General features: G+C 59.1%; 26 protein-coding genes and 1 tRNA gene. 9 read left to right on the top strand and 18 right to left on the bottom strand.

What is annotated here, in order from left to right; translation table 11 throughout:
• Nucleotides 1-119 precede the first annotated feature (119 nt).
• Together LSO07_RS09580 and LSO07_RS09575 are read left to right on the top strand one after the other, a co-directional pair.
• Entirely contained in the window at nt 120-1,619 is a 1,500-nt protein-coding gene (locus LSO07_RS09580; RefSeq protein ID WP_151093564.1) for a metal-dependent hydrolase family protein, read from the top strand.
• A 46-nt stretch (nt 1,620-1,665) separates the two neighbouring features.
• Entirely contained in the window at nt 1,666-2,634 is a 969-nt protein-coding gene (locus LSO07_RS09575; protein WP_151093562.1) for a ribonuclease Z, read from the top strand.
• 124 nt (nt 2,635-2,758) lie between these two features.
• Here LSO07_RS09575 and LSO07_RS09570 read toward each other — a convergent pair whose 3' ends face one another.
• Entirely contained in the window at nt 2,759-3,415 is a 657-nt protein-coding gene (locus LSO07_RS09570) for a tetratricopeptide repeat protein (protein ID WP_151093559.1), read from the bottom strand.
• Between the two features lie 165 nt (nt 3,416-3,580).
• Between LSO07_RS09570 and LSO07_RS09565 the strand changes: the two genes are divergently transcribed.
• Entirely contained in the window at nt 3,581-4,240 is a 660-nt protein-coding gene (locus tag LSO07_RS09565) for an XAC2610-related protein (protein WP_208672457.1), read from the top strand.
• A gap of 49 nt (nt 4,241-4,289) precedes the next feature.
• Complete coding sequence (locus tag LSO07_RS09560; protein WP_099387083.1) at nt 4,290-4,760, top strand: GNAT family N-acetyltransferase; 471 nt, start codon at nt 4,290-4,292, stop codon at nt 4,758-4,760.
• Here LSO07_RS09560 and LSO07_RS09555 read toward each other — a convergent pair.
• Nucleotides 4,757-5,374 (bottom strand): TetR/AcrR family transcriptional regulator, encoded by a 618-nt coding sequence (locus LSO07_RS09555; RefSeq protein ID WP_070255220.1) that lies wholly within the window; start codon nt 5,372-5,374, stop codon nt 4,757-4,759. The genes LSO07_RS09560 and LSO07_RS09555 overlap by 4 nt on opposite strands.
• Nucleotides 5,375-5,610: 236 nt before the next feature.
• Here LSO07_RS09555 and LSO07_RS09550 point away from each other — a divergent pair, with 236 nt between their 5' ends.
• Complete coding sequence (locus LSO07_RS09550) at nt 5,611-6,756, top strand: MFS transporter (protein WP_208672488.1); 1,146 nt, start codon at nt 5,611-5,613, stop codon at nt 6,754-6,756.
• A gap of 10 nt (nt 6,757-6,766) precedes the next feature.
• Here LSO07_RS09550 and LSO07_RS09545 read toward each other — a convergent pair whose 3' ends face one another.
• The 5 genes from LSO07_RS09545 to LSO07_RS09525 all read right to left on the bottom strand — a co-directional run bounded on the left by LSO07_RS09545 (nt 6,767) and on the right by LSO07_RS09525 (nt 9,174).
• Entirely contained in the window at nt 6,767-7,261 is a 495-nt protein-coding gene (locus LSO07_RS09545; RefSeq protein ID WP_151093553.1) for a prolyl-tRNA synthetase associated domain-containing protein, read from the bottom strand.
• A 64-nt stretch (nt 7,262-7,325) separates the two neighbouring features.
• Nucleotides 7,326-7,526 carry a DUF3079 domain-containing protein gene (locus tag LSO07_RS09540; protein WP_151093551.1) on the bottom strand — a complete coding sequence of 67 codons (201 nt, stop codon included), beginning with the start codon at nt 7,524-7,526 and terminating at the stop codon, nt 7,326-7,328.
• A 138-nt stretch (nt 7,527-7,664) separates the two neighbouring features.
• The gene (locus tag LSO07_RS09535) at nt 7,665-8,123 is read right to left on the bottom strand and encodes a hypothetical protein (RefSeq protein ID WP_151093549.1); all 459 of its coding nucleotides are present in this window, start codon (nt 8,121-8,123) and stop codon (nt 7,665-7,667) included.
• Nucleotides 8,124-8,152: 29 nt separating this feature from the next.
• Complete coding sequence (locus LSO07_RS09530) at nt 8,153-8,560, bottom strand: GNAT family N-acetyltransferase (RefSeq protein ID WP_151093547.1); 408 nt, start codon at nt 8,558-8,560, stop codon at nt 8,153-8,155.
• Nucleotides 8,561-8,712: 152 nt separating this feature from the next.
• A complete protein-coding gene (locus tag LSO07_RS09525) occupies nt 8,713-9,174 on the bottom strand; it encodes a GNAT family N-acetyltransferase (RefSeq protein WP_151093545.1) in 462 nt (153 codons plus the stop codon).
• Between the two features lie 321 nt (nt 9,175-9,495).
• On the opposite strand from LSO07_RS09525, the gene LSO07_RS09520 reads away from it, so the two are divergent.
• Entirely contained in the window at nt 9,496-9,879 is a 384-nt protein-coding gene (locus LSO07_RS09520; protein ID WP_151093543.1) for a hypothetical protein, read from the top strand.
• A gap of 524 nt (nt 9,880-10,403) precedes the next feature.
• Here the strand turns inward: LSO07_RS09520 and LSO07_RS09515 are convergent.
• Both LSO07_RS09515 and LSO07_RS09510 read right to left on the bottom strand, forming a co-directional pair.
• The gene (locus LSO07_RS09515; RefSeq protein ID WP_442905275.1) at nt 10,404-10,736 is read right to left on the bottom strand and encodes a GFA family protein; all 333 of its coding nucleotides are present in this window, start codon (nt 10,734-10,736) and stop codon (nt 10,404-10,406) included.
• Nucleotides 10,737-11,138: 402 nt separating this feature from the next.
• Nucleotides 11,139-11,831: a DUF4274 domain-containing protein gene (locus LSO07_RS09510; RefSeq protein ID WP_151093539.1), complete on the bottom strand. Its 693-nt coding sequence runs from the start codon at nt 11,829-11,831 to the stop codon at nt 11,139-11,141.
• Nucleotides 11,832-11,908: 77 nt separating this feature from the next.
• Here LSO07_RS09510 and LSO07_RS09505 point away from each other — a divergent pair, with 77 nt between their 5' ends.
• Nucleotides 11,909-12,235, top strand: coding sequence for a DUF4265 domain-containing protein (locus LSO07_RS09505; RefSeq protein WP_225317233.1), 327 nt, complete (start codon nt 11,909-11,911; stop codon nt 12,233-12,235).
• A gap of 8 nt (nt 12,236-12,243) precedes the next feature.
• Nucleotides 12,244-12,393 carry a hypothetical protein gene (locus LSO07_RS09500; RefSeq protein WP_225317232.1) on the top strand — a complete coding sequence of 50 codons (150 nt, stop codon included), beginning with the start codon at nt 12,244-12,246 and terminating at the stop codon, nt 12,391-12,393.
• Between the two features lie 1,064 nt (nt 12,394-13,457).
• On the opposite strand, the gene LSO07_RS09495 is transcribed toward LSO07_RS09500, so the two are convergent.
• The 3 genes from LSO07_RS09495 to LSO07_RS09485 are packed head-to-tail and all read right to left on the bottom strand — an operon-like array spanning nt 13,458 to nt 15,265.
• The gene (locus LSO07_RS09495; RefSeq protein ID WP_151093536.1) at nt 13,458-14,291 is read right to left on the bottom strand and encodes an NmrA family NAD(P)-binding protein; all 834 of its coding nucleotides are present in this window, start codon (nt 14,289-14,291) and stop codon (nt 13,458-13,460) included.
• Nucleotides 14,284-14,874 (bottom strand): TetR/AcrR family transcriptional regulator, encoded by a 591-nt coding sequence (locus LSO07_RS09490; protein WP_151093534.1) that lies wholly within the window; start codon nt 14,872-14,874, stop codon nt 14,284-14,286. The genes LSO07_RS09495 and LSO07_RS09490 overlap by 8 nt, the downstream gene beginning before the upstream one ends.
• Before the next feature lies 1 nt (nt 14,875).
• Nucleotides 14,876-15,265: a DMT family transporter gene (locus LSO07_RS09485; RefSeq protein WP_225317231.1), complete on the bottom strand. Its 390-nt coding sequence runs from the start codon at nt 15,263-15,265 to the stop codon at nt 14,876-14,878.
• Between the two features lie 671 nt (nt 15,266-15,936).
• Here LSO07_RS09485 and LSO07_RS09480 point away from each other — a divergent pair.
• Nucleotides 15,937-16,599, top strand: a complete 663-nt coding sequence (locus tag LSO07_RS09480; protein WP_151093532.1) for a hypothetical protein — start codon at nt 15,937-15,939, stop codon at nt 16,597-16,599.
• Nucleotides 16,600-16,664: 65 nt separating this feature from the next.
• Here the strand turns inward: LSO07_RS09480 and LSO07_RS28345 are convergent, their stop codons facing one another.
• The 6 genes from LSO07_RS28345 to LSO07_RS09455 all read right to left on the bottom strand — a co-directional run bounded on the left by LSO07_RS28345 (nt 16,665) and on the right by LSO07_RS09455 (nt 22,714).
• The gene (locus LSO07_RS28345; protein WP_263643045.1) at nt 16,665-16,796 is read right to left on the bottom strand and encodes a hypothetical protein; all 132 of its coding nucleotides are present in this window, start codon (nt 16,794-16,796) and stop codon (nt 16,665-16,667) included.
• 287 nt (nt 16,797-17,083) lie between these two features.
• Nucleotides 17,084-17,173 (bottom strand) — tRNA-Ser (locus tag LSO07_RS09475).
• Nucleotides 17,174-17,266: 93 nt separating this feature from the next.
• Nucleotides 17,267-19,312 (bottom strand): putative bifunctional diguanylate cyclase/phosphodiesterase, encoded by a 2,046-nt coding sequence (locus LSO07_RS09470; RefSeq protein ID WP_151093530.1) that lies wholly within the window; start codon nt 19,310-19,312, stop codon nt 17,267-17,269.
• Between the two features lies 1 nt (nt 19,313).
• Entirely contained in the window at nt 19,314-20,402 is a 1,089-nt protein-coding gene (locus LSO07_RS09465; RefSeq protein WP_318526568.1) for an EAL and HDOD domain-containing protein, read from the bottom strand.
• Nucleotides 20,403-20,704: 302 nt separating this feature from the next.
• Entirely contained in the window at nt 20,705-21,334 is a 630-nt protein-coding gene (locus LSO07_RS09460) for a response regulator transcription factor (protein ID WP_070255252.1), read from the bottom strand.
• Nucleotides 21,335-21,343: 9 nt separating this feature from the next.
• Nucleotides 21,344-22,714, bottom strand: a complete 1,371-nt coding sequence (locus tag LSO07_RS09455; protein ID WP_070255255.1) for a cache domain-containing protein — start codon at nt 22,712-22,714, stop codon at nt 21,344-21,346.
• Nucleotides 22,715-22,796 lie beyond the last annotated feature (82 nt).

The following is a 22,796-nucleotide window of genomic DNA, read 5'->3' as shown; positions in this document are numbered from 1 at the left end:
GTAAAGCAAGTGCACGCTTGACTTGCCGACGCTGCGGGCTTTCAATGGGAATAGTTTTCTATTGTTAACTTTGCCTGCGGCCACTCTCCTGGCGCGGCAGCGATGAAAGGATGGCGGCGATGGCACTGGCACAGGAGCAGCATCTGATCGATACGTGGCAAACGGGCGGCTTGAAGCCGCGCGCCTGCGACTGCGGCGGCACCGTCTTTACCATCCTGCACCAGCGGGTGATGGCCGACATGCGGCGCCGGCAATTTCTCGGCGGCGCGGCCGCCATGCTGGCACCCTTCGTCGGCCTCGGCCTGTCCACCGGCAACGCCATCGCCCAGCAGCCGCAAACGCCCCAGCGCCCCCTGCTGTTGACCAATCTGCGCCTGTTCGACGGCACGGGCAAGGCGCCCCGCTCCGGCATCCACGTGCTGGTGACGGGCCCGACCATTACGGCCCTGCTGCCGGCCGGCGAAAAGGTGGACGGCGCGCAAGTGATCGATTGCCAGGGCAAGCTGGTGATGCCGGGCCTGATCGACGCCCACTGGCACACCATGCTCGCCGCCATCAACCAGGTGACGGCCATGACGTCCGATGTGGGCTATCTGTACCTGGTGGCGGCGCAGGAAGCGCAGCGCACCCTGCTGCGGGGCTTTACATCCGTGCGCGATCCTGGCGGCCCCGCCTTTGCATTGAAACGCGCCATCGATGAAGGCATCGTCGACGGTCCGCGCATCTTTCCGTCGGGCGCCATGATTTCGCAAACCTCGGGCCATGGCGACTTCCGTTTGCGTTCCGACATCCCCCGTGCGGCGAATGCACCGCTGGGCATGGCGGAAACGGCGGGCATGGCCATGATCGCCGATGGCGAGGCGGAAGTGCTGCGCCGCGTGCGCGAACAATTGATGCTGGGCGCGACGCAAATCAAGATGATGGCTGGCGGCGGTGTCGCGTCCATGTACGACCCGCTCGACAGCACGCAGTATTCGGAACGCGAACTGCGCGCAGGCGTGGAAGCGGCCGCCGACTGGGGCACGTATGTGATGACCCACGTCTACACGCCGAAAGGCATACAGCGGGCCATCCGCGCAGGCGTGCGCAGCATCGAGCATGGCCAGCTGGCGGACGACGAATCCGTGCGCATGATGCGCGACACGGGCACGTGGTGGAGCCTGCAGCCTTTCCTGCAAGACGCGGATGCGAATGTCTACCCCGATGCGGCGCGCAAGGCCAGCCAGGCCATTGTCTCGGAAGGCACGGTGAAGGCATATGCGCTGGCGCAAAAGTACGGCATCAGGACGGGCTGGGGCACGGATATCCTGTTCAACGCGAAAAACACGCCCACGCAGGGCCGCCAGTTGGCGAAACTCACGCGCTTTTACGATCCCCTGACCTTGCTGGCGCAGGCGACGGGGCAAAATGGCGAACTGCTGGCCCTGTCCGGCCAGCGCTCGCCCTACCCGGGCACTTTGGGCCGCCTGGCCGCGGGTGCGCTGGCCGACTTGCTGGTGGCCGATGGCGACCCCGCGAAGAATCTCGATTTCCTGGCCCGGCCGGAAGAAAACCTGCTGCTGATCATGAAGAACGGGCGTATCTACAAGGACAAATTGAGCGCGCCATTGGCAGGCTGAAGACTGGCGCGTTGGCAACGGCGGTGGCTTGCCGCATAATGCGCCCATGTTCAAACTGACTTTTCTCGGCACGTCTTCCGGCGTGCCCACGCGCCACCGCAACGTCACGTCGCTGGCCCTGCAAACCACGCACAACCGCGACTGGTGGATGATCGATTGCGGCGAAGCCACGCAGCACCGGCTGCAGCGCCTGCCCCTGTCCGTGCACGACCTGGTGGGCATTTGCATCACCCACGTACATGGCGACCACAGCTACGGGCTGCCGGGCCTGCTGGCCAGCGCCTCGATGACGGGGCGCAAGAAGCCCTTGCTGCTGATCGCCCCGGCCGCCATCAAGGCCTGGATCGACGCGACGCTACTGCACACGGAACTGTTCCTGACGTATCCGCTGATCCACATCGACGTGGACAGCGCGCCAGTGGTCTACGAGGAAGCGGGCTTGACCGTTTCGCGCCATGCGCTGTCGCACCGCGCACCGAGCGTCGGTTATCGTTTCGCGCTGGAAACGAGCAGGTGGAAGCTGGACAAGGCGGCCCTGCAGGCAGCGGGCGTGCCGCCCGGCCCCGCGTGGGGACTCTTGCAAGCTGGCCAGGATGCGCTGCTCGACGATGGCACGGTATTGAACGCCGCCACTTTCCGCCAGTTGGAAACGCAGCGCGCCACGGTGGTGATAGGCGGCGACAACGACACGCCGGCCTTGCTGGCGGAGGCTTGCACGGGCGCGCAATTGCTCGTGCATGAAGCCACCTACACGGAAGCCATGCTGCAGAAAGTGGGGCCCGGCCCCACGCACAGCTCCGTGCAGCGCGTGGCGCAGTTTGCCGAAGCGGCCCGCTTGCCGAACCTGATCCTCACCCACTTCAGCGCCCGCTACCATAATGCGGACGGCATGGCCGAGCTGGAAGCGGAAGCCCGGCTGCATTATTCGGGTGAACTGTTCCTGGCGCGCGATTTCGACAGCTATGAACTCGACGCGGCCGGCGTGCTGAGCAAACTACCTGGGAAATCCCAATAACAACGCCTAACAAAACCGTAGCGAGCGGAAGTAAGTTGTGGTTGAGAAGCGCAACTGTACGAAGGTACAGTGAGCATCGCAGACCGCAAATTACGACGCGCAGTAGGTTTTGTTAGGTGTTACTTTAGTGGGGATTGACGCCATACTGCGCCGCATACTCGGCAGCCAGCGCGCGCGCCGCCTGCTGCTGTGACGGCGTGAGGATTTCCAGCAACTGGTCGCGGTTCTTGATCGATTGCACGCTGCCTGCCTCGGCCGGCATGGCGATCCACGCATACGCCTGCACGTAGTCGAGCTCCACGCCCTGCCCTTGCGCGTACAGCAAGCCATATTCATTCTGCGCCGACAGGGAACCGGCTTCGGCCGCCTGCTTGTACCAGAACGCCGCTTCGGCAAAGTCTTGCGGTACGCCATCGCCCTTGCGGTAAGCCTGCGCCAGGTTGAATTGCGACTGGCCATCGCCCGCCTCGGCCGCCTGGCGGCCGTACGCGAGCGATTGCGCCATGTCTTGCGCGACGCCATCGCCGCTCGCATACATCAGGGCCAGATTGGCCAGCGATGGCGGAAAACCCGCCTGCGCTGCCGCCGTAAACAATTCCACCGCTTTCGGCAAATCTTGCGTCACGCCATGGCCCTGGTAATACAGGCTGGCCAATAAATGCTGGCCGGCCGGATCGCCGGTGCGCGCGGCCGCATCGAATTGCTTGAATGCCTCGGCATGATGACCGTCGTTATAAGCGAGGATGCCCGCTTCATTCAAAGATTCGGGAGAGGATGTCATAAAGATTCCTTGTTCATGGATTTTTTGGCATTGTACACAGCCCTGTTCCGCGCAGAATGCACGATAGGGAATGGTGTGGCGCACTGCCCAAATCCTGCAGTATGATCACTCTCCGCCTGATGCAATCGGGGTATTGTGCCCCAACGCCCGTCCACGAATATCGCCATGAAATTGATTGCTCTGCTTTTATCCCTGATTTCCACCTCGGTTTATGCTGGCACCTTGCATCTGGATAAAGCAGTGACAGGCAAAGTGTGGCAAGCGGCCGATATCCGTTATGCGAATCACGATGAAAAACAGACGTATCAGCTGAAAGTCGGGAAACAGTGGCTCAATGGCAGTTGTAGCAGCAGCGGCACGGGCAATTTGCACGCGCTGCTGCTGGACATGAATTTCGACGGCCATGCCGACCTGTGGGTCACCGGCTATACGGATAGCCAGGGGCGCATCCGCTGTTCCGATGTATGGCTATGGGATGCGCCGGCGAAGCAATACAGTTTCAACAAGCCATTATCAGCCATTCCAAATCTGGATATCGGCATGAACGATCAAAGAATCGAAGGCGGCATCGCCAATTGCGGCTGCGCGGCGCAATGCTTTTATGAAGACAGCTATGCGTGGCGGGCTGACACATTAATCGCCACCGCGCGGCGCGGACAGGATTGCGAGCGTTATCGGGAATATCGTCTGAATGACAAAAACGACTTGATCATCGTCAAGGATGAAATCATCGATAGCAGCAACCCGGGCCAGCAGGCCATCGAGAATACAAAAGTAGTTGACTGGCAGCGTCACGCGAAAATCATGCGCAAACCCTGGGAATGATTTTTATCCTGCCCTGCCCGCCATTCATCCCACACCATCGAGCAAAGACATGACGACACACCCAACATCGATTACTTTCCATCCCGCCAAGGCGGAAGACACCCCCGCCTTCATCGACTTGCGCGGCAAGACGCGGCAAAACGCCATTCCCGCGGAACGCCTGGCGGAAGTGGGCATCACGGCCGACTCCTGGGCCGAGATGATGCGCTCGGGCAGCCTGCCTGGCCAGGTCTGCCATCACGACGGCCAGCTGGTCGGCTACTGCTTTGGCGAGCGCGACACGGGCGAAATCATCGTCCTGGCCCTGCTGCCGGAATTCGAAGGCTTAGGTATCGGCAAGACCTTGCTGGAATTGGTGATGACGGAACTGCGCGCGCAAGGCCACCAACGGCTGTTCCTCGGCTGCTCCAACGACCCCGCCTCGCGCTCCTACGGTTTTTACCGCTACCTGGGCTGGACCGCGACGGGCGAGACGGACAAGTACGGCGACGATGTGCTGGAGTTCCGCTTTACGGCCTAGGCTGCCAAGCGGTTGGCATCCCACACGCGCATGATTTGCGTGATGGCAGAGTCAAACACGGCGTAGCCTACGCCATCGCGGGCCTGGATAGCCACGCCCGACAGAAAGCTGTCGAAGACGGACGCCAGCGCCACGGCATCCATATCACCAGGCAGGTCGCCGCTGGCCATGCCCCGCTCGACGCAGCGCACGAAGCCGGCGCGCGTGCGGGCGCGCGATTGCGTGAGGGGCGCGGCCACGGCCGCGTGTTCGGCCGTCGGCGCGCTCATGCAGCCGAGCGCCACCATGCAGCCGGGCGGATGTCCCGGCTCGGACTGCATGCTGGCCGACTGGCGCAAGGCCAGCTCGATGGCCGCGCGCGGCGCAAGGCTATCATCCCACAGGCACTCCGTCACGCGGGCAAACGTGTCCAGATAGCATTGTGCCGCTTCGCGGAACAGCGCTTCCTTCGAACCGAACGCCGCATAAAAACTGGGCGCGGAAATGCCGCCGCCCAGGCTCGCCTTGAGCTGGCTCAAGGACGTCGATTCATATCCCTGCTGCCAGAATAAAAACATGGCCTGCTCGACCGCTGCCTGCCGGTCGAACGTGCGCGGCCGTCCCATTTGCGCCATCCTTCGCTCCTCCTCATTTACTTACATACTACTCGATACAGAAGTCATTGACAACGCGGCACGTCATCACCTATATTTATACCGATCGATACATATGTACCGCAACGACGGTCAGGGGCGCTCCTGCGCCTGATCTCTTTACAAGGATGTTTGCCGTGAATCTCGCCACTATCACCACCGGAGCCAGCCCCGCGCTGGCCGACCGCCTCCCCGTCGCCGGCCTGCTGGCCCTGGCCATGACGGGTTTTATCTGCATCGTCACGGAAACCTTGCCCGCCGGCTTGCTGCCGCAGATCAGCTCTGGACTCGGCATCAGCGCCGCGCTGGCCGGGCAAATGGTCACGGCCTATGCCCTCGGCTCCCTGCTGGCAGCCATTCCACTCACCATCGCCACGCGCGGCTGGCGCCGCCGCAACGTGCTATTGCTGACCATCATCGGCTTTCTCGTGTTCAATACCGTCACGGCCCTGTCGTCGCACTACTGGCTGACCCTGGCGGCCCGCTTCTTTGCCGGCATGGCGGCCGGACTGGCGTGGAGCTTGCTGGCCGGCTATGCGCGGCGCATGGTGGCGCCACACCAGCAAGGCCGCGCCTTGGCGCTGGCCATGGTGGGCGCACCGGTCGCCCTGTCCCTGGGCGTGCCGCTGGGCACCTTGCTCGGTTCGCTCGTCGGCTGGCGCGCCGCGTTCTGGATCATTTCCGCACTGACATTGATCCTCATCGCCTGGGTGCTGGCCAAGGTGCCGGACTACCCGGGCCAGTCCGTCCATGAGCGCCTGCCCTTGCGCCGCGTCTTCACGACGCCGGGCGTGCGCCCCGTGCTGGCTGTCGTCATCGCCTGGATGTTGGCCCACAATATTCTCTACACCTACATCGCCCCATTCGTGGCGCCGGCCGGATTGACGGAGCGAGTCGACCTGGTGCTGCTCGTCTTCGGCGCCGCCGCCATGGCCGGCATCTGGATCACGGGCAAGCTGGTCGAGCGCCACTTGCGCGCCACCGTGCTGGCCAGCCTGGCCGTGTTCGCCGCGACGGCCCTCGTGCTGGGCGTCGCATCGCACATTCCCGCTGTCATCTACCTGGGCATGGCCGTCTGGGGCTTGTCCTTTGGCGGCGCGGCAACGCTGTTGCAGACGGCGCTGGCCGACACGGCAGGCAGTGGCGCCGACGTGGCGCTATCGATGAACGTGGTGGCGTGGAATGGCGCGATTGCGGCTGCGGGCGTGGTGGGCGGCGCCCTGCTGGAAACGTGGGGCGCGGACGCCTTCCCGTGGGCCATGGTCAGCTTGCTGGTGCTGGCGCTCCTCGTCGCCTGGTCGGCCCGCGCGCACGGTTTCCGGCCGGGACGGCGCAGCGGCGGCGCGTCCGTGGCCGGGCATTGATACAACGCGTTTAATCAGCCGCCGGCACGCTCAGAATGCGGGGTACGTGTCCAGTATGGGCGAGGAAATCGACCAGGGTGGCATGCGACAGCGCCACCGTGGCCGTATTGCGCAAGGGATGGGCTTGCACAGAACCAGCTTCCCATACGGCATGGTCCAGCACCAGTTCCACCGCCTGCGCGCTGTCGTGGATCAGCGCAAACAGGCTGACGGACCCCGGCGTGATGCCCAGATGCTGGAGCAAGCGTTCAGGCGAAGCCATGCTCAGCTTACTGGCCGGCAACAGCCGCCCCAGCGCCGCCAAGTCGATGCGCTTGTCGAAAGGCACGATGACGAGATAATGCCGCCGGCCCTTTTCATCGCGCACGAACAGGTTCTTCACCATCAGGCCGGGCATGGCTGGCACGTGGATCAGCGCCTCGTCGATGGTGTGGACGGCCGGGTGTTCGGCCAGGGTGTAATCGCCGGCGCTGCTTGCCAGCCAGCGGGACAGGGCTTCTTGCATGGAGACTCCTCAGCTCGGACGCGATGAAGAGATTGTAGCGGCGCGCCGCGTGCTGCGCTTGCCATCAGGGCGGGTTCTCGTCCTTGTCGTCCTTGTCGGCCGCCGCCAGCCCCCAGTCATTCCAGCCCTCGCCAAACAGCTCGATCGGATGCTGCGTGCGCTCGGAACCATTGCCGCAGCGCATGGCGTCCGGCGGACAATACTTGTCGCAGCCCCAGCAGATGCGTTCGGGGTTCTTGGGATTCAAGGGAAAAGGCTTGGCCATGGTGTGGGCGCCGGGGTCGGTTGGGTCTTGTTGATGACTCTAGACCTGGCGCGGTGGGCGGTCAAACCAATTTCAGCTAAAAACTTGTCCAATATCAAGCTTGTGCAGATAGTGGAGCATCGGCATGGCGCGGCCCCCTTACTCTTTATCTTGTCTAACGGAGATGGCCACTTCCAGCACGGTTCGCGCGTAGTGGATGCTGCCGTCGACGGCTGGCTGTGCCTTGAGCTCATCGAGCACGTAGACCATCGTCACCATGGCGCCAGGCACGAACAGCTTGATGTCCTGTTTGTCGTTCATGTAGATGCTCTCGTCCACTGCCGAGCCATCCGCCAGGCGCAAGGTAACGCTGTTGACCTGATCGCCACGGCGGCTGTCCTGGCCCGCGAAATACGTTCTTTCGATGATGCCCGTCAAGGTTTGCGTCTGGAGGCGCTTGGCCTCGATGCTTTTCCACCATGTTGTGGAAGCGAACAGGCCGTGCCTGCCTTTCAGGCCCATGTAGGGCCTGGCACTGTCAAGGGTGAGGGCCTGGGTTTTGGCAACACGGCCGGGATCTTTTGCCAGGGCTTCGGCAAGGATGTAGATGCGTTTCATAGGGCGCAGAAGTTCCTGGAAGCGATCGCTCAATGTTTGCGCCGAATGACGTAGGCATTGCCGGCAGGCTCAAAACCGAGCGTCGGATAGTAAGACATGGCGTCCGGGGCGGAGAGCAGTATCAAGGACACATCGTCGCCGATGACGGCCCGGGTCCGCTTGACAAGTTCCTTGCCAATTCCCAGGCCCTGATAATCCTTGTTGACGGCCAGATCCGACAGATAGCAGCAATAGGCATAATCGGTCAGCGAGCGGGCCAATCCCACCAGCTCATTATCCACCCAAGCCGACAGCAAGAGGCAAGGTGCGGCGAACATGCGCGCGATTCTCGGGAGATTGTCGGTGGGGCGCTTGATTCCGGACTGATCGAAAACCCGGACGACATCGACCGGATCAAGGGGAAAATTGTGACGATATTCTACGGTAATGTTTTTCATGGTTTCAAAGGTGGAGGTAAGCGCGCTTGGGCGTGCTGTACCCATGATATGGCCGCAGCCTGTTTCGACAAGTATCGCTCATGTCGGCGTATTCATAGTATGGCAGTTGCGGGAAATGAGGGCTGTTTCCGTCCCCGCCACGCACCTGTATTTCAGTCAATTGCCCGGAACTTTAAAAAACATTGTCCTTTATACTCCACTTCGCAATCCAATGCGAAGCCGATTCTTGCAAGCCCCTTGACGCGAGTGCGGCTGGGCGGCAGCAGGATACTGACCGGGCCAATACCCAGTTCCAGCCGGAGGTGCATGAACCGGCGAACCAGCGCAGGACCATGTCCCCAGAACGCGGGGAGCAATACCAGTGCCAGGTCAGCTTCGCGCCCTTCCTTCTGAAAACCGCCCCAGCCGGCAAACGCGCCATCACTCCGGATAGCCCACGGCCCATAGCCATTTGCTTGCCACTGCGCGTCCTTGCCTTTCGCCCATTCCATCACAGCGTGCTCATCCCAGCTTTCGGTGGCGAGCGGCATGTGGCGGATGACGTCCGGGTGATTCAACAGAACGAGCCATTCTTCATTGGCAATATCGGAGAGCGGGTGAAAAGTAAAAGCCATGTGCGTCTTGTCAGTTTAATGAGAACCCGATGAACCTCTCATCGTGCCACGAAAACTACACACTCACCAGTGGAGAACAAAAAAGCTGGAGCCGGGATTGTTGACTGTAGACGGGGCAGTTCCATCCTTCCTGCATTCGCAAGACTGTGAAGGCAGAGTCAACATGCGTGAGGCAATACTGCCAGCAAACGAGCAGGCTGTCGGCAGCTTGTGTGACAATGCAGACATTGGAAATGTGGAAGCTTCCATATCTCTATCTGATATCGAACAGACTTGGCAAGGATTGTAAATATGTTGGCACCGTTACGTTTGAATAGACGCATGTACGCTTCCTTTGTCGCCGCCGTTTTTCTTGTTGCTGGCGTCTCATCGGCGCGCGCGACCACGCTTGACGAGGACAGGACACGCGGTGATATACATGGCTTATTTGAGATCAGGGATGCTGCAGTAAAGTTCATGGCAGCAGAGAATTCCAAAAACGGCACACGGTGGCGGGTCTTGGAGCCGAACCGGAAGATTCTGGTGACGAAATGCGCGGTATTGTTGCGTGTGGAATGGGTTCCGAAGAGCCGTGGCCTGTCTGGATCAAATGTTGCGGTGAGCTGCGCCAAGACTATAAAGCCCACGATACAACATAAATGGGAAGTGTTTGTGCCAATCGTCAAGGATCCACAACACGTCACAGTTATTCCAGGAAACTCCTGAGTGACACCGCTTATTTTGAGCCGCGGACGTAAAAAATGACCAAAGAATAATCATTGACCCAAATATTTCATTTGGGTAGTATCGATTTGCATTTCTGAAAAGTCATACACTTATCAGGACTTCGTTTCACACTAGAACATTGACCGCATCAATTTAAAAGGGTTTACAATGCCATTTAAAAAGTCGATTTTTGCAACGTTTTCCGTAGGATTATTAGCTTTTTCAGCCTATGCTTATGCGGCAGCTGCGTACTCCATTTCATACGCATACTATTCCGATGCCAGCTACAGCGAGCAAGTGGGCGAAGGACAATTCAATTGCAATGGAAGAACCATTGTCCTGTGGGGGCAGTCGACCTCTTACAAATTGGAGCAAACACGCGAATCTTGCCGCTCAGGCGATCCGTATACTGATCCTTGGGGAAACTAAATAAATTCCTTGCGTAGCCAAGAAACGCCATCTTCTTAATTCATTGCCCAACATTTTGTGCGATAAAAAAGCCAGTCAAATGACTGGCTTTTTTATTATGCAGGACTTTCTTGAAACTGTTTTGCATTATCACAAATTTCATACCATGCGGGCTTGGAGCCGACATAAACATGAAATTGTATGCTGACCTCAGGGTCATCATCCAGGCAGTTAACTGATATCGGAAACGAATCATTTTCTGAGTCAATTTCCCCCAAAGAAGTCCCACAGTGTCTACAAAAAGTTCTTGCATATTTAAAGGGAGTCTCTGGCTCATATCGCTGAATAAATTCTCGCCCCTCCAGCAAGGTAAATGAATTCTTATCAACGAAGGCCAAGGCACTCGCGCCGGCCTTCCGACAACGAGAACAGTGACACATGCCCATCATGCCCGGGGGCGACGCCAGTTCAAACTTTACTGAGCCACAGCAGCAACTGCCTCTGATCATGAGATGTCCTTTTTGAAAGTTGATACTGTATTTTTACACAGTACTTTTGGACAGGCAAGTTACATATGGGGAAATTTTTCAGGACCGAAGCGAGGAAGGGGCAGCTCTGCCATTCAGGCACAGACTGATGCGTTGAGTGCCGTGAAAGCTTGTTCAGTCGAAAACTGATTAGAGCTCTGCGTAAAGTTTGCGAACGGTAGCTGTGGATCTATCCTGCTGTTGGGACAGGCCGGGAGATCGTGCTGGTGTTGATGATGAGCGTGCACTGGAGTCAAAAAAGCAAGGAGATGATTCTGGGCGGGCTGGCCCCATAGGCCCAGCCTGTAGCCCAAGCTTTATTCTTCACCAGTGTACACGGGGTTCAACTGGAATATTTATCAATGGCTTCACTGAATAATCTGGCTTGCGATCCAAGAAACAAGCAACGTCGGGAATGGGAAGGATCTGTGCAAATATTCCTAGCTTTGTCTTGTATTCGATTTTATTGAGCAACATGGCATTCGCATGGGATAGAGCATGGATGTCCTCGCAAGCAAGATCGAGTGTCTCGTATCGCGCATAGTGATCGCCCGGCTGATTGGCCCAGTAGATGCACAGCGCTGTAGCAAATTCACACTTTGCTTGCGCTATGATCTGCGTTAGAAGCCATATGCCACTATCATAATTATGATGCTGGACGATGGCATGAAGCTGACATCCAGACAGAGTCAAGAGATCGTTTTCTACTTCTTTTTTGAACGCTTGAATACCTATCGTTCTCTGCCGAACATAGAAGTGATAAAAATCTTCCTCCTCGTTACCTTCCATAGCGCTGTCAAAAACGGACTGATCCATGTTGTGGTAATAGGTGTCGCCGGTACATTTTCCTTTCAGGGCCAGGATTAGGATATCTTGCTCGGCATCCGAGCCGTTCGGCTGTTTAAGTCCCAGCGCTTTTTCCAGTTTTGTTAAAATTTGCATTCCTTGGAGTAGACGGTTTGACAAAACTTCAGGATGAGTGAATGCGACAAATGGAAAAGAAATGTCGTTCCTCATGCAGCCTGCACAATATTGTCGTAACTATTTAGCTGGCGCGACCCGCACCGCAACGTACCAGCAATATGAAAGAGTTAATGGAAAACATCAATTGTAAAGGCATGCCACACATCCGCGTACTGGCAGACGAAGACACCGACGGCCCCACATACGAAACTCTGCCGGCGCGCCAGATTGACGAGCACGTCTTCGAACTGCTGGCGTCGCCCGGCTTGGCCCTGAACCTGGCGCGCGGCGACATCGTAAACATCGCCGACCCGCTCTCCCCTGCACAAGTATTAAAGCGCGGCGGCAACTTCTGCATCCAGATCTACGATGCCGACGCCGTGAGCCAGTCCGCAGTCGAGCAGCTCGAGTACGACGTGCAAAAGCAGCTTGGCGGCACCATGGACGGCCAAATCTGACCTTCAGCGTGTCAGGCCACCACGGCATTTACAACGTCAACAGTCCCTTCGACGCCTTCCGCGAAGCAACGGGCGTGGAATGGTACTTCGCCAATATCTACGCCAACCTCGATGACGACAATGATGAAACCCTACTCAACTGGTGGGTGGATATGTAAGTTTACTGACTGCCTTAACGAGGCGCCGCAAGCCTTGGTCCAGCACGTCATCAAAGGCTACCTCATACCAACACCAAAACCGTAGAAAAGGTTTATAGCGCCTGGGCCACTTGGCGAGGCAAGTTCGGTCCCAGATGTTTCCACCACTGAATTTTAGAATCAACTAGGCAGCTAGAAGAAAGCTGTCATTATTTGAGGTGTTTTTGGGGTGTTTTAGCCTGGGAATGACAACAAAATGACAGCTTTGTTTCGTACGTTAGCGACTCAGCAACAACAGCCATCCCCTCACTTCGTAGCCTTGCGATGGGTTTGCGTCAAGACCCTGAGCGCTATGTGCATAGGAACGTTGTTTTTCGCCAAGTAGGCGGCCGCAGTCGCTGTGCCTAGCATTTCTTGAAAAATGACTCCGACATCGACTTTTTGCGCTGTTAGACCGTCATGCCTTAAACAGTCATAATTTTGGTTGGCTGCAATAGCAAATATGGGTTCATCAAGGTTGTTAACGTGCATTTTTGCCTCATCAATAAAAGAGAAAAATGTCTCCTTTTTTGTCTTAAAGATAACTTAAATTTCCATTTTTGAGTAAATATTTTCTTTAATCAAGTTGTTGAAAAAGTAAAAAATTAACTATTAACAAGCAAAAATCATGCTGACAAGAACGTAAGGAAGCATGGGGGCAAAACACCTAGTATTGTAAGGGAGACTCTCCCACTTCCCCTGCAAATCCCTTGGCTAGGACACACCACGCGCACTGACGCGAGGGTCAGGTTTGGCGTTCAGACACGGACTGATGCGTTGCCGGCTGTGAAAGCTAGGTCAGTTGAAAAGCTGATTGGAACCCCGAACGCGCGCCCACGGCGCGCGGAACTGCCGCGCAGTGGCAGCGTCCACCTACGCACAAACATCGATATAAAAAAGCCTTTGCGTACCTGAAGCGCAATGACACCAAGCTGGCACACGCATGGATGCGTGCCACTGGCTTGGATGGTACTGCGCATGAAACGTAGCGACTGGGGGAGCCACTACGGAATCACCTAGGCGTTAACACTATGAAGCAGGCCGGATCACTTCCAGACTCCAGCCTTCCCCATCGCCGAAACAAAAGTGGAAAAATCGCGCGCCGGCTTGCCAAGCACAGCCTCGACGTCACCCGAGACTTGCGCCAGCTTATTGTTAGCGATGTCCTGATAGAGAACGCTGAAAGAGTAGGCCCACTCCTCCGGCACCTGTTGCGCGATTTGCTCGGCGACGTAGATAGCAGGATCGACCGGCACATACGAGAGAGGGTGTTGCGCCCCCGAGGTAATTTCCTGCGCCACCTCTGCAAAGCTCAGCAGGCCAGGGCCAGTCAGATCGTACTTGCAGCCGTTGTGGCGATCATCCGTCAACGCGGCGACCGCCACTTCAGCGATGTCATCCGCATCGACAAACGCTTCCTTTCCGGACCCTGCTGGCAAACGCAGCTCGCCCGAGCGTACGGACTGGAGCAGAAAATCCTCGCTGAAATTCTGGAAAAACCAGCGCAGACGCAGACTGGTCAGGTTTAAGCCGGCGCTGACTATATGATGCTCTGCAGCGCGCATGGCCTGTGAAAACTCGCTACCGTCGTCCGGAGTCGAAGCCAGCACAGTCTTTTTCACGCCGGCAGCAGCGGCGGCACGGGCGAAATCTCCCACTTGCTCAGTCGCGCCGTCAAAGCCCAAACCGGGGTGCACGATGTACACAGCGCGTACGCCCTGCAGCGCCGGTTGCCAGGTCGAGGCATCGTCCCAGTCGAAGCGCACGGCCGATTTGCGCGAAACGGCGCGGACGGCGAACCCTCGTTGCCTGAGATTGGCGGCGACGCGGCTGCCGGTCTTACCGGTGGCGCCGATGACGAGAATTGGACTGTCAGACATGATGCTCTCCTGATGGTGTTGCGGTGGTTAAAAAAGTCATGGCTATCAAACGCGCTCTGATCGCTGGCAGGTCCAGAACCCTTGCCGAAGCGCCAACGCTCAGCGAAGTAAACCAAGCGCCATCGGCCGCCAGTCTGACGACCTCTAGAAGTTCTCCAGCGTCGGTGTCAGCATGGCGGCGCAATCGTTGCGCCAGCCAGGCGTGCCATTGGGCTGCCATCAACGTCTCCGCAGTCAGCGAACTAAAAAGAGCAGACCAAATGCGCGTGGTGTCGTCATCCATAGAGAGTGCGGCGTGAACATAGGCGCGGGTAAAGCTGCCGCGCGGCTCCTGATCGGCGGCGATCAAGTCGTCAAGCGCCGCGTCCAACTCCTGCATCAGCTCATTGACCATCGCATCGACCATCGCCTGTTTATTAGCGAAATGGTGGAAGAGCGCGCCCTTGGTCACGCCTGCAGCTGCCGACACACCTGCAACTGTCACGGCAGCGAGACCCTCGCTACCAGCGATCAACGCTGCACAATTGAGCAAGGCACGACGCACCGCTTCGGGATCCTTTCGACGTTCGTAAGCAGATGCCATGTCAATGCCCGCTTGCTTTAGAGAAGCCGTTGACGATAATCACCCCGGCCACGATGAAGCCGATGCCGACCATGGCAATCCAGTCGAGCCGCTGCTTAAACACCACGATGCTGACAATCGCGGTAAGAACGATGCCCAGGCCGCCCCATATCGCATATGCCACGCCAATCGGCAAAGTCCTAAGTGCCTGGGCCAGTAAATAGAATGAGACGCCATACAGCCCGAGGGAGATCAAGGTCGGCGCCAATTTACTGAATTGCTCGGACTTGTTGAGAAACGCGGTGCCGGCCACCTCGCATGCAATGGCGCCGCCCAAAGCCACCCACGATAATAAATTTGGATTCATTTGAAGAAAAATTTTCACAATTGAAGATGGGTGCAAAGATAACATACCGCCCGGTATCTTTCAATTGAAAGTGTGTACTATCACCATCATCAAAGCCCTTCACTACAACCTCTATGCGGCTGCGATACAGCCTCTTCAGCACACAAACATCATCCGTTTCACGCCATCACATCACCTGTACGAAAAACCGCTCACAGTGCGTCAAAATGCGTCAAATCGCATGCCCCCTCTTCGCCCCGCCGCGCCAGTCCTCATGCGCCTTCGGCCATGGCGCACATTTGAGTCAAAAGACCCCTGTATAGCGGGCAGGTGTGGAAGGGGGGGGCAACTGCGCGCGCCGGGCCGAAATGGGCTTTTTTCTTACATCCGATGCAACATCATTCGCTGGGGCGTGAAAAAGCCGCCTCGTGGGCGGCTTGCACGGTGTCTAGGGATCTCCAGCGTGCAGGGAACGTCCGGGACTCTGCCCTGCCGACTATAGCGGTGTGGCGGTCATCCTGTGCGTAAGCGCCCAGCCATCCCGTTTAAGAATTCCTGATCGTTATCTCCAAACTATTCCTCGACCAATACGGGAGGCAACGGTGTCAAACGTGGAGTGGCAGAAGGTGCGGAAGGAACGGGTAGCGGAGTGGCGGGCCAGCGTACAATCGGAGGCCAACAATGATAACCTCTCGATAACACCTCCTCGCTGAAAGCGATATACCCTGAGACACCTTATGAAAAAGATGACGGCGACTGAAAAAAAGGCGATTACTCAAGACTGGAAAGAAGCGATTGGTGCGTATGAAATATATAAGCCACTTCACTTATTGAAGCGTAACGGCCCTCTGCTGACTGGCATTTATCTACAACCTGTGTATGGCGAGGAACATTATGTTCCCGTGTTCCACACGCACTCACTGATGACGCCGTTTCCTGTGGTTTCGCTGGCCACACCGAGTCCTTTATTGAATGGTAAAGGCGTAGATGAGTCAATAAGTCCCTTGCGCCACTCAAGCAAGTTTGATGAGCTAGTTGAACGGTTTCGATTGCAGTGCCCTACTGCATTTCTCGACACACTTTCCTGCTCCACGCTGGACACGCTGTATCAAAATGCTGTAGCAAGTACGCATAACTTCCCGATACAAGCCATGACCGACAATGTCTTGTTGCTGGCTTGGTGCAAAAAGGAGGCAAGGGTCGCCGAACGTATTGAGTATTACAAACTCATCTTGCAGGGATGGCCGGAAGGTGTAACCCATCACGTAGGGGGAGCTATAGGCTGGGAGCGTGAAATCAAGACGTTATTAGAGCCTCAACGTCTTGTAGAGTCCGTCACACAAGAATTGAAAAAATTCAAGTTGAGTCATTTCCCAGATCATTCACTGGCATGTGATTAATCCTGTGTGGCCGGCGCGCGCCTTTGCAAGCCAGTTCCTTGTCATACTCGTCTCGGCACTCCACGCTACAGAACAGCAACGCAGGTGCCTGCGCCTCGTCGCAGTAGTGGCAGCAGCCATGTGCCGCGCACGGCGGCCAAGCCGCGCGCCACTTCCGCGAAAATGGTCTTGCCGTTGTTGTCGATATGGTCGCTCATTGCGCTGTCTCTTGTCCAGGCCCACGACGCGAGGGTCAGGTGCGGCGTTCAGACACGGACTGAGGCGTTGCCGGCTGTGACAGCTGGGTCAGTTGAAAAGTTGATTGGAACCACGAACGCGCGCCCACGGCGCGCGGGGCTGCCGCGCAGCGGCAGCGGTTGGAGGATTCAGGAAGGGCTGGGCCGGTAGGCCCAGCCCTTCGAATCTCACACGCAGGGCGCCGCCCTGCTCGCTTCCGCCAAGAAAAAAAAAGCCGCCCAAAGGGGCGGCTCTTCTTTTTATTTCTTGGCGGAAGCGGTGAGATTCGAACTCACGAACAGTTTAACCCGTCGCTAGTTTTCAAGACTAGTGCCTTCAACCACTCGGCCACGCTTCCAGATGGCAGCATTATACATAAAGGTCCGTGGCTTACCAATGGCTAGTACCGTCACGGCGTTTTCCGCGACAGGAAACAGCGGACACGCCTGCCTTACACGCCCCAGTTTTTCCGCAGCGCCCTTTCGAACTCCCCCGCCGGCAACGGCCGCGAGAACAGGTAGCCCTGCACTTCGTCGCAGCCAGAACTCTTCAGGAAGGCCAGCTGCTCCGCCGTTTCCACGCCTTCCGCGATGACTTTATGGTGCAGCTGCTGGGCGATGCTGATGATGGTGCTGGCGATGGCGCAGTCGCTGGCATCTGTCGGAATGCCGGTGGTGAACGAGCGGTCGATCTTTAATGTGTCGATGGGGAAACGCTTGAGGTAGGACAAACTTGAGTAACCAGTGCCGAAATCGTCCAGCGACAGGGCCACGCCCAGCGCCGTGATGCGGTCCATGATGCCGATGACCCTCTCGATGTTGTGCATCAGGGTGCTTTCCGTGATTTCCAGCTCCAGCCAGGCCGCCTCCAGGCCGTAGCGGGCCAGGGTCGCGGCCACCCTGGCGGGCAGGGCTGCCGTGAATTCGCGTGCGGACACGTTGACGGCCAGGCGGATCGGCGGCAGGCCGGCCAGTTTCCACGCTTGCGCCTGGGCGCAGGCCGCTTCCAGCACCCATTCGCCCACTTGCACCACCAGCCCCGTCGATTCGGCCAAAGGAATAAACTCGGCGGGCGGGATCATGCCGTGCTGCGGGTGGTGCCAGCGCACCAGGGCTTCGGCGCCGATGATGCGCCCGCTGGCCAAGGCATACTTTGGCTGGTAGTGCAGCAGCAGTTGCTGCTCAGACAGGGCCTGGCGCAAGCCTGTTTCCAGGCGCATGCGCGCCTGCATGCCCAGGTTCATGTCCTGGCTGTAGAAGGCCACGCTTTCCGCTTCGCCGCCGCTGTCCTGTTTGGCCCGGTACATGGCGATATCGGCCAGGCGCAGCAGGGTTTCCGCGTCCTGCCCGTCTTGCGGATACACGCTGATGCCGATGCTGGCACCCACGCGCAAGTCGTGGCCTTCGATCAAAAACGGTTCCACCAGCGAGGCCAGCAGCTTTTGCGCCACCATGCTGGCCTCGAAATGCTGGCCGATGTCGAACAGGCCGACGGCGAACTCGTCGCCGCCCAGGCGCGCCACCAGGTCCTGGTCGCGCAAGGCGTGGCGGAAACGCAGCGAGACTTGCCGCAGCAGTTCGTCGCCGATACGCCGGCCCAGGGTATCGTTGATCAGTTTAAAACGGTTCAAGTCGATGAACAGCACGCAGCCGAGCATCTTGCTGCGCTGCGCCACGCTGAGGGCCTGGTCGACCAGCTTGGCCAGCAAGGTACGGTTAGGCAGGCTGGTCAGGGGGTCGTAATAGGCCAGGTGGTGCAGGCGCTCTTCGGCCAGCTTGCGCTCCGTGATGTCCGTCAGGTAGGCGATGAGTCCGATGGGCTTGTCGTCCAGGTCTTGCAGCGGCGACAAGGACAGGCTGGCCCAGAAGATCTCGCCCGACTTCTTTCGGCGGCGCACCTCCATCAGGCGCCCTCCCTGCTCCAGGAAAGCGTCGTGGAAACCCGTGTCTTCGTCGTCATACAGGAACAGGATGTTGCGCCCCACGGCTTCCACCGAGGTGTAACCGAACAGGCGCTCGGCGCCCTTGTTCCAGCTGGTGATGTAGCCGGTCAAGTCCATCGTCAGCACGGATTCGTGCAATTGATCGAGGATTTGCGTCTGCTGCGCCAGCAAGGCTTCGACTTGCGCGTAAGCATGGGTCGAGCGTTGCGCCAGCGAATGCACTTGCAAGACGCCGGCCGTCAACGATGCAAGGCTGGCCAGGTGGCGGCGGTCGGCGTCGTTATACAGCGGGCGCCCCGCCACGCTGTAATGGCCGAAGCAGTGGCCGTCGAAACTGATTTCCTGCAGCAAGGCGGGCGTATCGTCGGGAAACAGCGCGACCGGCGCAGCGGCGTCCATGTTGGCCGCCGGCAGGAACCTGCCATGCGGGCTGGCCATCACGGCGCTGGCGATACGGCCCAGCTCGGCCACCAGCGCAGGGCCGCGCAAACGCACGACGGCGTCGCACAGGGCGGCGCTGTCACCGAGGAAATCCGACACCGGAAACAGGGTCATGCTAGAGGTTCCGGCTGACCTGGATGGCCCATTGGTAGGCCTGCAGCAGGCTGCGCCAATAGGTTTCTCCATCGATGCCGGCGCGACGCAAGCCCTCGGGCGGCGGCGCGGCGCTTTCGACCAGCGCCAGCAAGGTGCCCAGTTCGCCATTGCGTTCGAGCAAGGCGGCACTCACTTCCGGCGCCAGATTCAGGGTGGCGATGATTTCCTGCATCGGCATGCCCAGCAGGACGTCGAGCAGCGAAAACACGCCCGCCATGAAGGCCAGGTCCTGCGCGTCGCGGTCGCCGCCGCGCAGCTGGCACAGCGCTTCCATCTGCGCCGCGCGCACGGCCGCCAGCGGCAGCAGCGCGTGGATCTTGCCATCGTCCTGTTGCCGCGCATACAGCAGCAGTTGCAGCCAGCGCTGCAGCTGGCGCCGGCCCAGCAGGGTGATGGCCTGGCTGAAGCTGGTAATCGGCGCCGTGAAGCCGAAGGCGGCTGAATTGACCAGTTTCAATAAATGATAGCTGAGCGATGGATCTTGCTTGAGCGGCACTTCCAGCTCGTGCGCGTCGGCATCGCGGGCCAGCAAGCCCAGCAGCGCCAGCAGGCGCCGCCGCGACGTGGCGTCTTCCGGCTCGCTTTGCTGGCGCGCATGGTGCAGGGCGTAGTCGCCGGCAAACCAGCTCACGCCGAGTTCTTGCAAGACAGCAAGCTGCTCCGCGTCGGCGATGTTGTAGGCCAGGTGCGGCCCTGGCAAGGGCAGGAACTGGTGCAGGGCCGGGCGCGCGCCGGACGCGTCAAAGCTCAGCGCGCGCGCGTCGACTTGCGCCGCCGCCACGGGACCGGCATCGGCGCCATCGAGGATGAGGCGGTAGCCGGCGTCGCGCCATTGCTGGCATTTTTTCTGGATCTGCTTGTCGCCGGCAAGATGGGCGGGCAAACGGAAGATGGTGCGTTGCGGCGCCAGATGCGCCAGCACGGCCTCGTCCACGCCATGCGGATCGGCCAGGGGAATAATGCAGTCGAGCGGCGCCAGGAAGGCATACGCATCGGCGGCGGCCAGCGCCGCCAGCAGCGGCGCCGTCGAGGCCTGCGGTACATGCAAGGTGACAGCGACCCACTCGTTATGAGCATTGGCAACTGCTTGTAATCCCACCAACGGAAACAGGTTTGATTCAGACGCTGACATCGGTATCTCAGTGTGGGTAGGGCGCCATAGTAAATAAACTGACCAGCATTGGCAACCCTGGCCCGACAGGGATGCCATTTCGACAGCGAGAATCATTCTATCCGAATCTCACCCATGAAACAGTTTAATTTTGGCAATAAATATTCAAAAAGAACATTCCCCCGCGAGACCCGCCTGCCATGCGGGTTTGACAAAAACACGGCACGGCGCGCGCATTCTCAGGCGCTGCCGCCATGCGCGTGCTCGACCGCATATTTGATCAATTCGGCCTGCCCTTCGATACCGAGCTTGCGCTTGATGTTCAGCCGGTGCGTCTCCACCGTGCGCACGCTCAGGTCGAGGTCGCGGGCGATCTGCTTGTTCGACTGGCCCGCCGCGATGTGCTGCAGCACTTGCTGCTCGCGCGTGGTGAGGAAGGAATCGTGCACCTGCGGGCGCGACAGTTGCCGCGCCAGGGCCGCGCTGTAATAAATGCCGCCGGACATCACCGTCTCGATGGCGAACACAATATCTTTCCCAGGAGCATCTTTGAGCACATAGCCGCGCGCCCCGGCGGCGATGGCTTGCGACACATATTCGAGCTTGTCGTGCATGGACAGGATCAGCACGGCAATCTGCGGAAACGCCTGCTTGAACAGCGCCGTCGCTTCGATGCCGTTGATGCCGCGCATATTAATATCCATCAACACGAGGTCCACCTGGTGCGCGCGCGCCTGGCTCAACGCCTCGTCGGCGCCGCCCGCCTCGGCCACCACGTCGAAATGCGCCACCGCTTCCAGGCGCGCGCGCAAGCCGTCGCGTACGAGGGGGTGGTCGTCCACCAGCAGGATGTTGATCTTCTCGGTCATGTGTATCTATCAGTGTGAGGGTGGAAGGGCGAGCCGCGCCAGCACCAGGGTACCGGCCGCAGACGAGGTGATGTGCAGGCTGCCGCCGATGGCTTCCATACGTTCCGTCATGTTGCGCAGGCCGATGCCGCGCTGCGGATGCAGGGCGATGCCGTCGAAATCGAAGCCGCCGCCATTATCCTGGATGCGCAATTCCACGGCCTTGCCCGCTTCGTGCAAGCTCACTTCCACGCCGCGGGCGTGGGCATGGCGCTCGCAATTGGTCAGCGCTTCCTGGGCGATGCGGAACAAGACGGTATTGACCATGTCGGGCAAGCCCTCGCCCGCCGCCGCAGGGCTGGCCGTGAAACTGGCTTGCGCGCTGCTGCTGTCGTTAAATTCATGCACGAGGTGGTCGAGCGCGGCGGCCAGGCCCAGGTCGTCGAGGATGGCCGGGCGCAGGTTATGCGAAATGCGCCGCACCTCGCCCAGCACCTTGTTGAGTTGCTCGGCGGCCCGCTCGAAGGTGGCGGGCGCCTTTTCTTTTTGCTCGGTATTGCCGGCCAGGCGCGCGATGCCCGCCTCGATCTGCAGCTTGATGGACACCAGCCACTGGCTGATGCCGTCATGCAAGTCGCGCGACAGCCGCGCCCGCTCTTCTTCCTGCGATTCCACCACGCGCTGCGCCAGCACTTTCAGCTTGGCGTCGGCCACCCGCAATTCGCGCAGGTTCAGCACGAGGCCGCAGGCGGCCACCAGCAGGGAGCCGAGGATGGCGATGGCGGCGATCAGTTCCATGGTCGAGCGGATATTGCGCGACTGCTGGGCGTCAACCTTGGCCAGCGCCTGGTCCACGTCATCCATATAAATGCCGGTGCCCATCATCCAGCCCCATTCCGGCATCAGGATCACATAGCCGAGCTTGGGGGCGGACTTGTTCGTCGACGGCTTGATCCAGTTGTAGCGCTCGAAGCCGCCGCCGCTCTTCGCCCGCTGCATCAGGCGCTGGATGGTCAGATTGCCCTCGGCGTCGCGCAATTGCCACAGATTCTGCCCCACCAGTTCGGGCTGGCGCGGATGCATCAGCGACTTGCCCTGCAAATCATAGATGAAGAAATAGCCGTCGTCTCCATAGCTGAGGGCGGACAGGATGCGCTTGGCCTCCTCTTGCGTGGCCTCATCCTTGCGCCCCGACTGGTACAGGGAAGCGATGGAATGGCTGGCCAGGGTCACGTAATGCTTGAGTTCAGCTTCCTTGCTGGCCAAATACGCCTGCTGGATGGTGGCGCGCTGCTGCTCGGCCAGGGTGATGGCCTGGTGCCGCACGGCAAATGCGATGGCGCACAGGGCGAGGATCAGCGGCGTGATGGCCAGGAAGATGACTTTCTGTCTGAGTTTCATGGCCTGGCGCTCCGGCGGCGTCGATGCTGGTGGGAATGCGTGATTTTACGTCGCGGCACGGCGATCGGTCTGCGTAGTAATA

The sequence above is a fragment of the Janthinobacterium sp. PLB04 genome, from assembly GCF_021165895.1.
In the GTDB taxonomy this organism is placed as follows: Bacteria; Pseudomonadota; Gammaproteobacteria; order Burkholderiales; family Burkholderiaceae_D; genus Janthinobacterium; species Janthinobacterium lividum.
The sequence above is the reverse complement of the archived record's forward strand: the minus strand, read 5'-3'. Positions and strand labels throughout refer to the sequence as shown.

What these genes read in the sequence shown, in the direction of transcription:
- LSO07_RS09580 (WP_151093564.1), top strand. Translation starts at nt 120, where the DNA reads ATGGCACTGGCACAGGAGCAGCATCTGATCGATACGTGGCAAACGGGC.
- LSO07_RS09575 (WP_151093562.1), top strand. Translation starts at nt 1,666, where the DNA reads ATGTTCAAACTGACTTTTCTCGGCACGTCTTCCGGCGTGCCCACGCGC.
- LSO07_RS09570 (WP_151093559.1), bottom strand. Translation starts at nt 3,415, where the DNA reads ATGACATCCTCTCCCGAATCTTTGAATGAAGCGGGCATCCTCGCTTAT.
- LSO07_RS09565 (WP_208672457.1), top strand. Translation starts at nt 3,581, where the DNA reads ATGAAATTGATTGCTCTGCTTTTATCCCTGATTTCCACCTCGGTTTAT.
- LSO07_RS09560 (WP_099387083.1), top strand. Translation starts at nt 4,290, where the DNA reads ATGACGACACACCCAACATCGATTACTTTCCATCCCGCCAAGGCGGAA.
- LSO07_RS09555 (WP_070255220.1), bottom strand. Translation starts at nt 5,374, where the DNA reads ATGGCGCAAATGGGACGGCCGCGCACGTTCGACCGGCAGGCAGCGGTC.
- LSO07_RS09550 (WP_208672488.1), top strand. Translation starts at nt 5,611, where the DNA reads ATGACGGGTTTTATCTGCATCGTCACGGAAACCTTGCCCGCCGGCTTG.
- LSO07_RS09545 (WP_151093553.1), bottom strand. Translation starts at nt 7,261, where the DNA reads ATGCAAGAAGCCCTGTCCCGCTGGCTGGCAAGCAGCGCCGGCGATTAC.
- LSO07_RS09540 (WP_151093551.1), bottom strand. Translation starts at nt 7,526, where the DNA reads ATGGCCAAGCCTTTTCCCTTGAATCCCAAGAACCCCGAACGCATCTGC.
- LSO07_RS09535 (WP_151093549.1), bottom strand. Translation starts at nt 8,123, where the DNA reads ATGAAACGCATCTACATCCTTGCCGAAGCCCTGGCAAAAGATCCCGGC.
- LSO07_RS09530 (WP_151093547.1), bottom strand. Translation starts at nt 8,560, where the DNA reads ATGAAAAACATTACCGTAGAATATCGTCACAATTTTCCCCTTGATCCG.
- LSO07_RS09525 (WP_151093545.1), bottom strand. Translation starts at nt 9,174, where the DNA reads ATGGCTTTTACTTTTCACCCGCTCTCCGATATTGCCAATGAAGAATGG.
- LSO07_RS09520 (WP_151093543.1), top strand. Translation starts at nt 9,496, where the DNA reads ATGTACGCTTCCTTTGTCGCCGCCGTTTTTCTTGTTGCTGGCGTCTCA.
- LSO07_RS09515 (WP_442905275.1), bottom strand. Translation starts at nt 10,736, where the DNA reads ATGATGGGCATGTGTCACTGTTCTCGTTGTCGGAAGGCCGGCGCGAGT.
- LSO07_RS09510 (WP_151093539.1), bottom strand. Translation starts at nt 11,831, where the DNA reads ATGAGGAACGACATTTCTTTTCCATTTGTCGCATTCACTCATCCTGAA.
- LSO07_RS09505 (WP_225317233.1), top strand. Translation starts at nt 11,909, where the DNA reads ATGGAAAACATCAATTGTAAAGGCATGCCACACATCCGCGTACTGGCA.
- LSO07_RS09495 (WP_151093536.1), bottom strand. Translation starts at nt 14,291, where the DNA reads ATGTCTGACAGTCCAATTCTCGTCATCGGCGCCACCGGTAAGACCGGC.
- LSO07_RS09490 (WP_151093534.1), bottom strand. Translation starts at nt 14,874, where the DNA reads ATGGCATCTGCTTACGAACGTCGAAAGGATCCCGAAGCGGTGCGTCGT.
- LSO07_RS09485 (WP_225317231.1), bottom strand. Translation starts at nt 15,265, where the DNA reads ATGTTATCTTTGCACCCATCTTCAATTGTGAAAATTTTTCTTCAAATG.
- LSO07_RS09480 (WP_151093532.1), top strand. Translation starts at nt 15,937, where the DNA reads ATGAAAAAGATGACGGCGACTGAAAAAAAGGCGATTACTCAAGACTGG.
- LSO07_RS28345 (WP_263643045.1), bottom strand. Translation starts at nt 16,796, where the DNA reads ATGAGCGACCATATCGACAACAACGGCAAGACCATTTTCGCGGAAGTG.
- LSO07_RS09470 (WP_151093530.1), bottom strand. Translation starts at nt 19,312, where the DNA reads ATGACCCTGTTTCCGGTGTCGGATTTCCTCGGTGACAGCGCCGCCCTG.
- LSO07_RS09460 (WP_070255252.1), bottom strand. Translation starts at nt 21,334, where the DNA reads ATGACCGAGAAGATCAACATCCTGCTGGTGGACGACCACCCCCTCGTA.
- LSO07_RS09455 (WP_070255255.1), bottom strand. Translation starts at nt 22,714, where the DNA reads ATGAAACTCAGACAGAAAGTCATCTTCCTGGCCATCACGCCGCTGATC.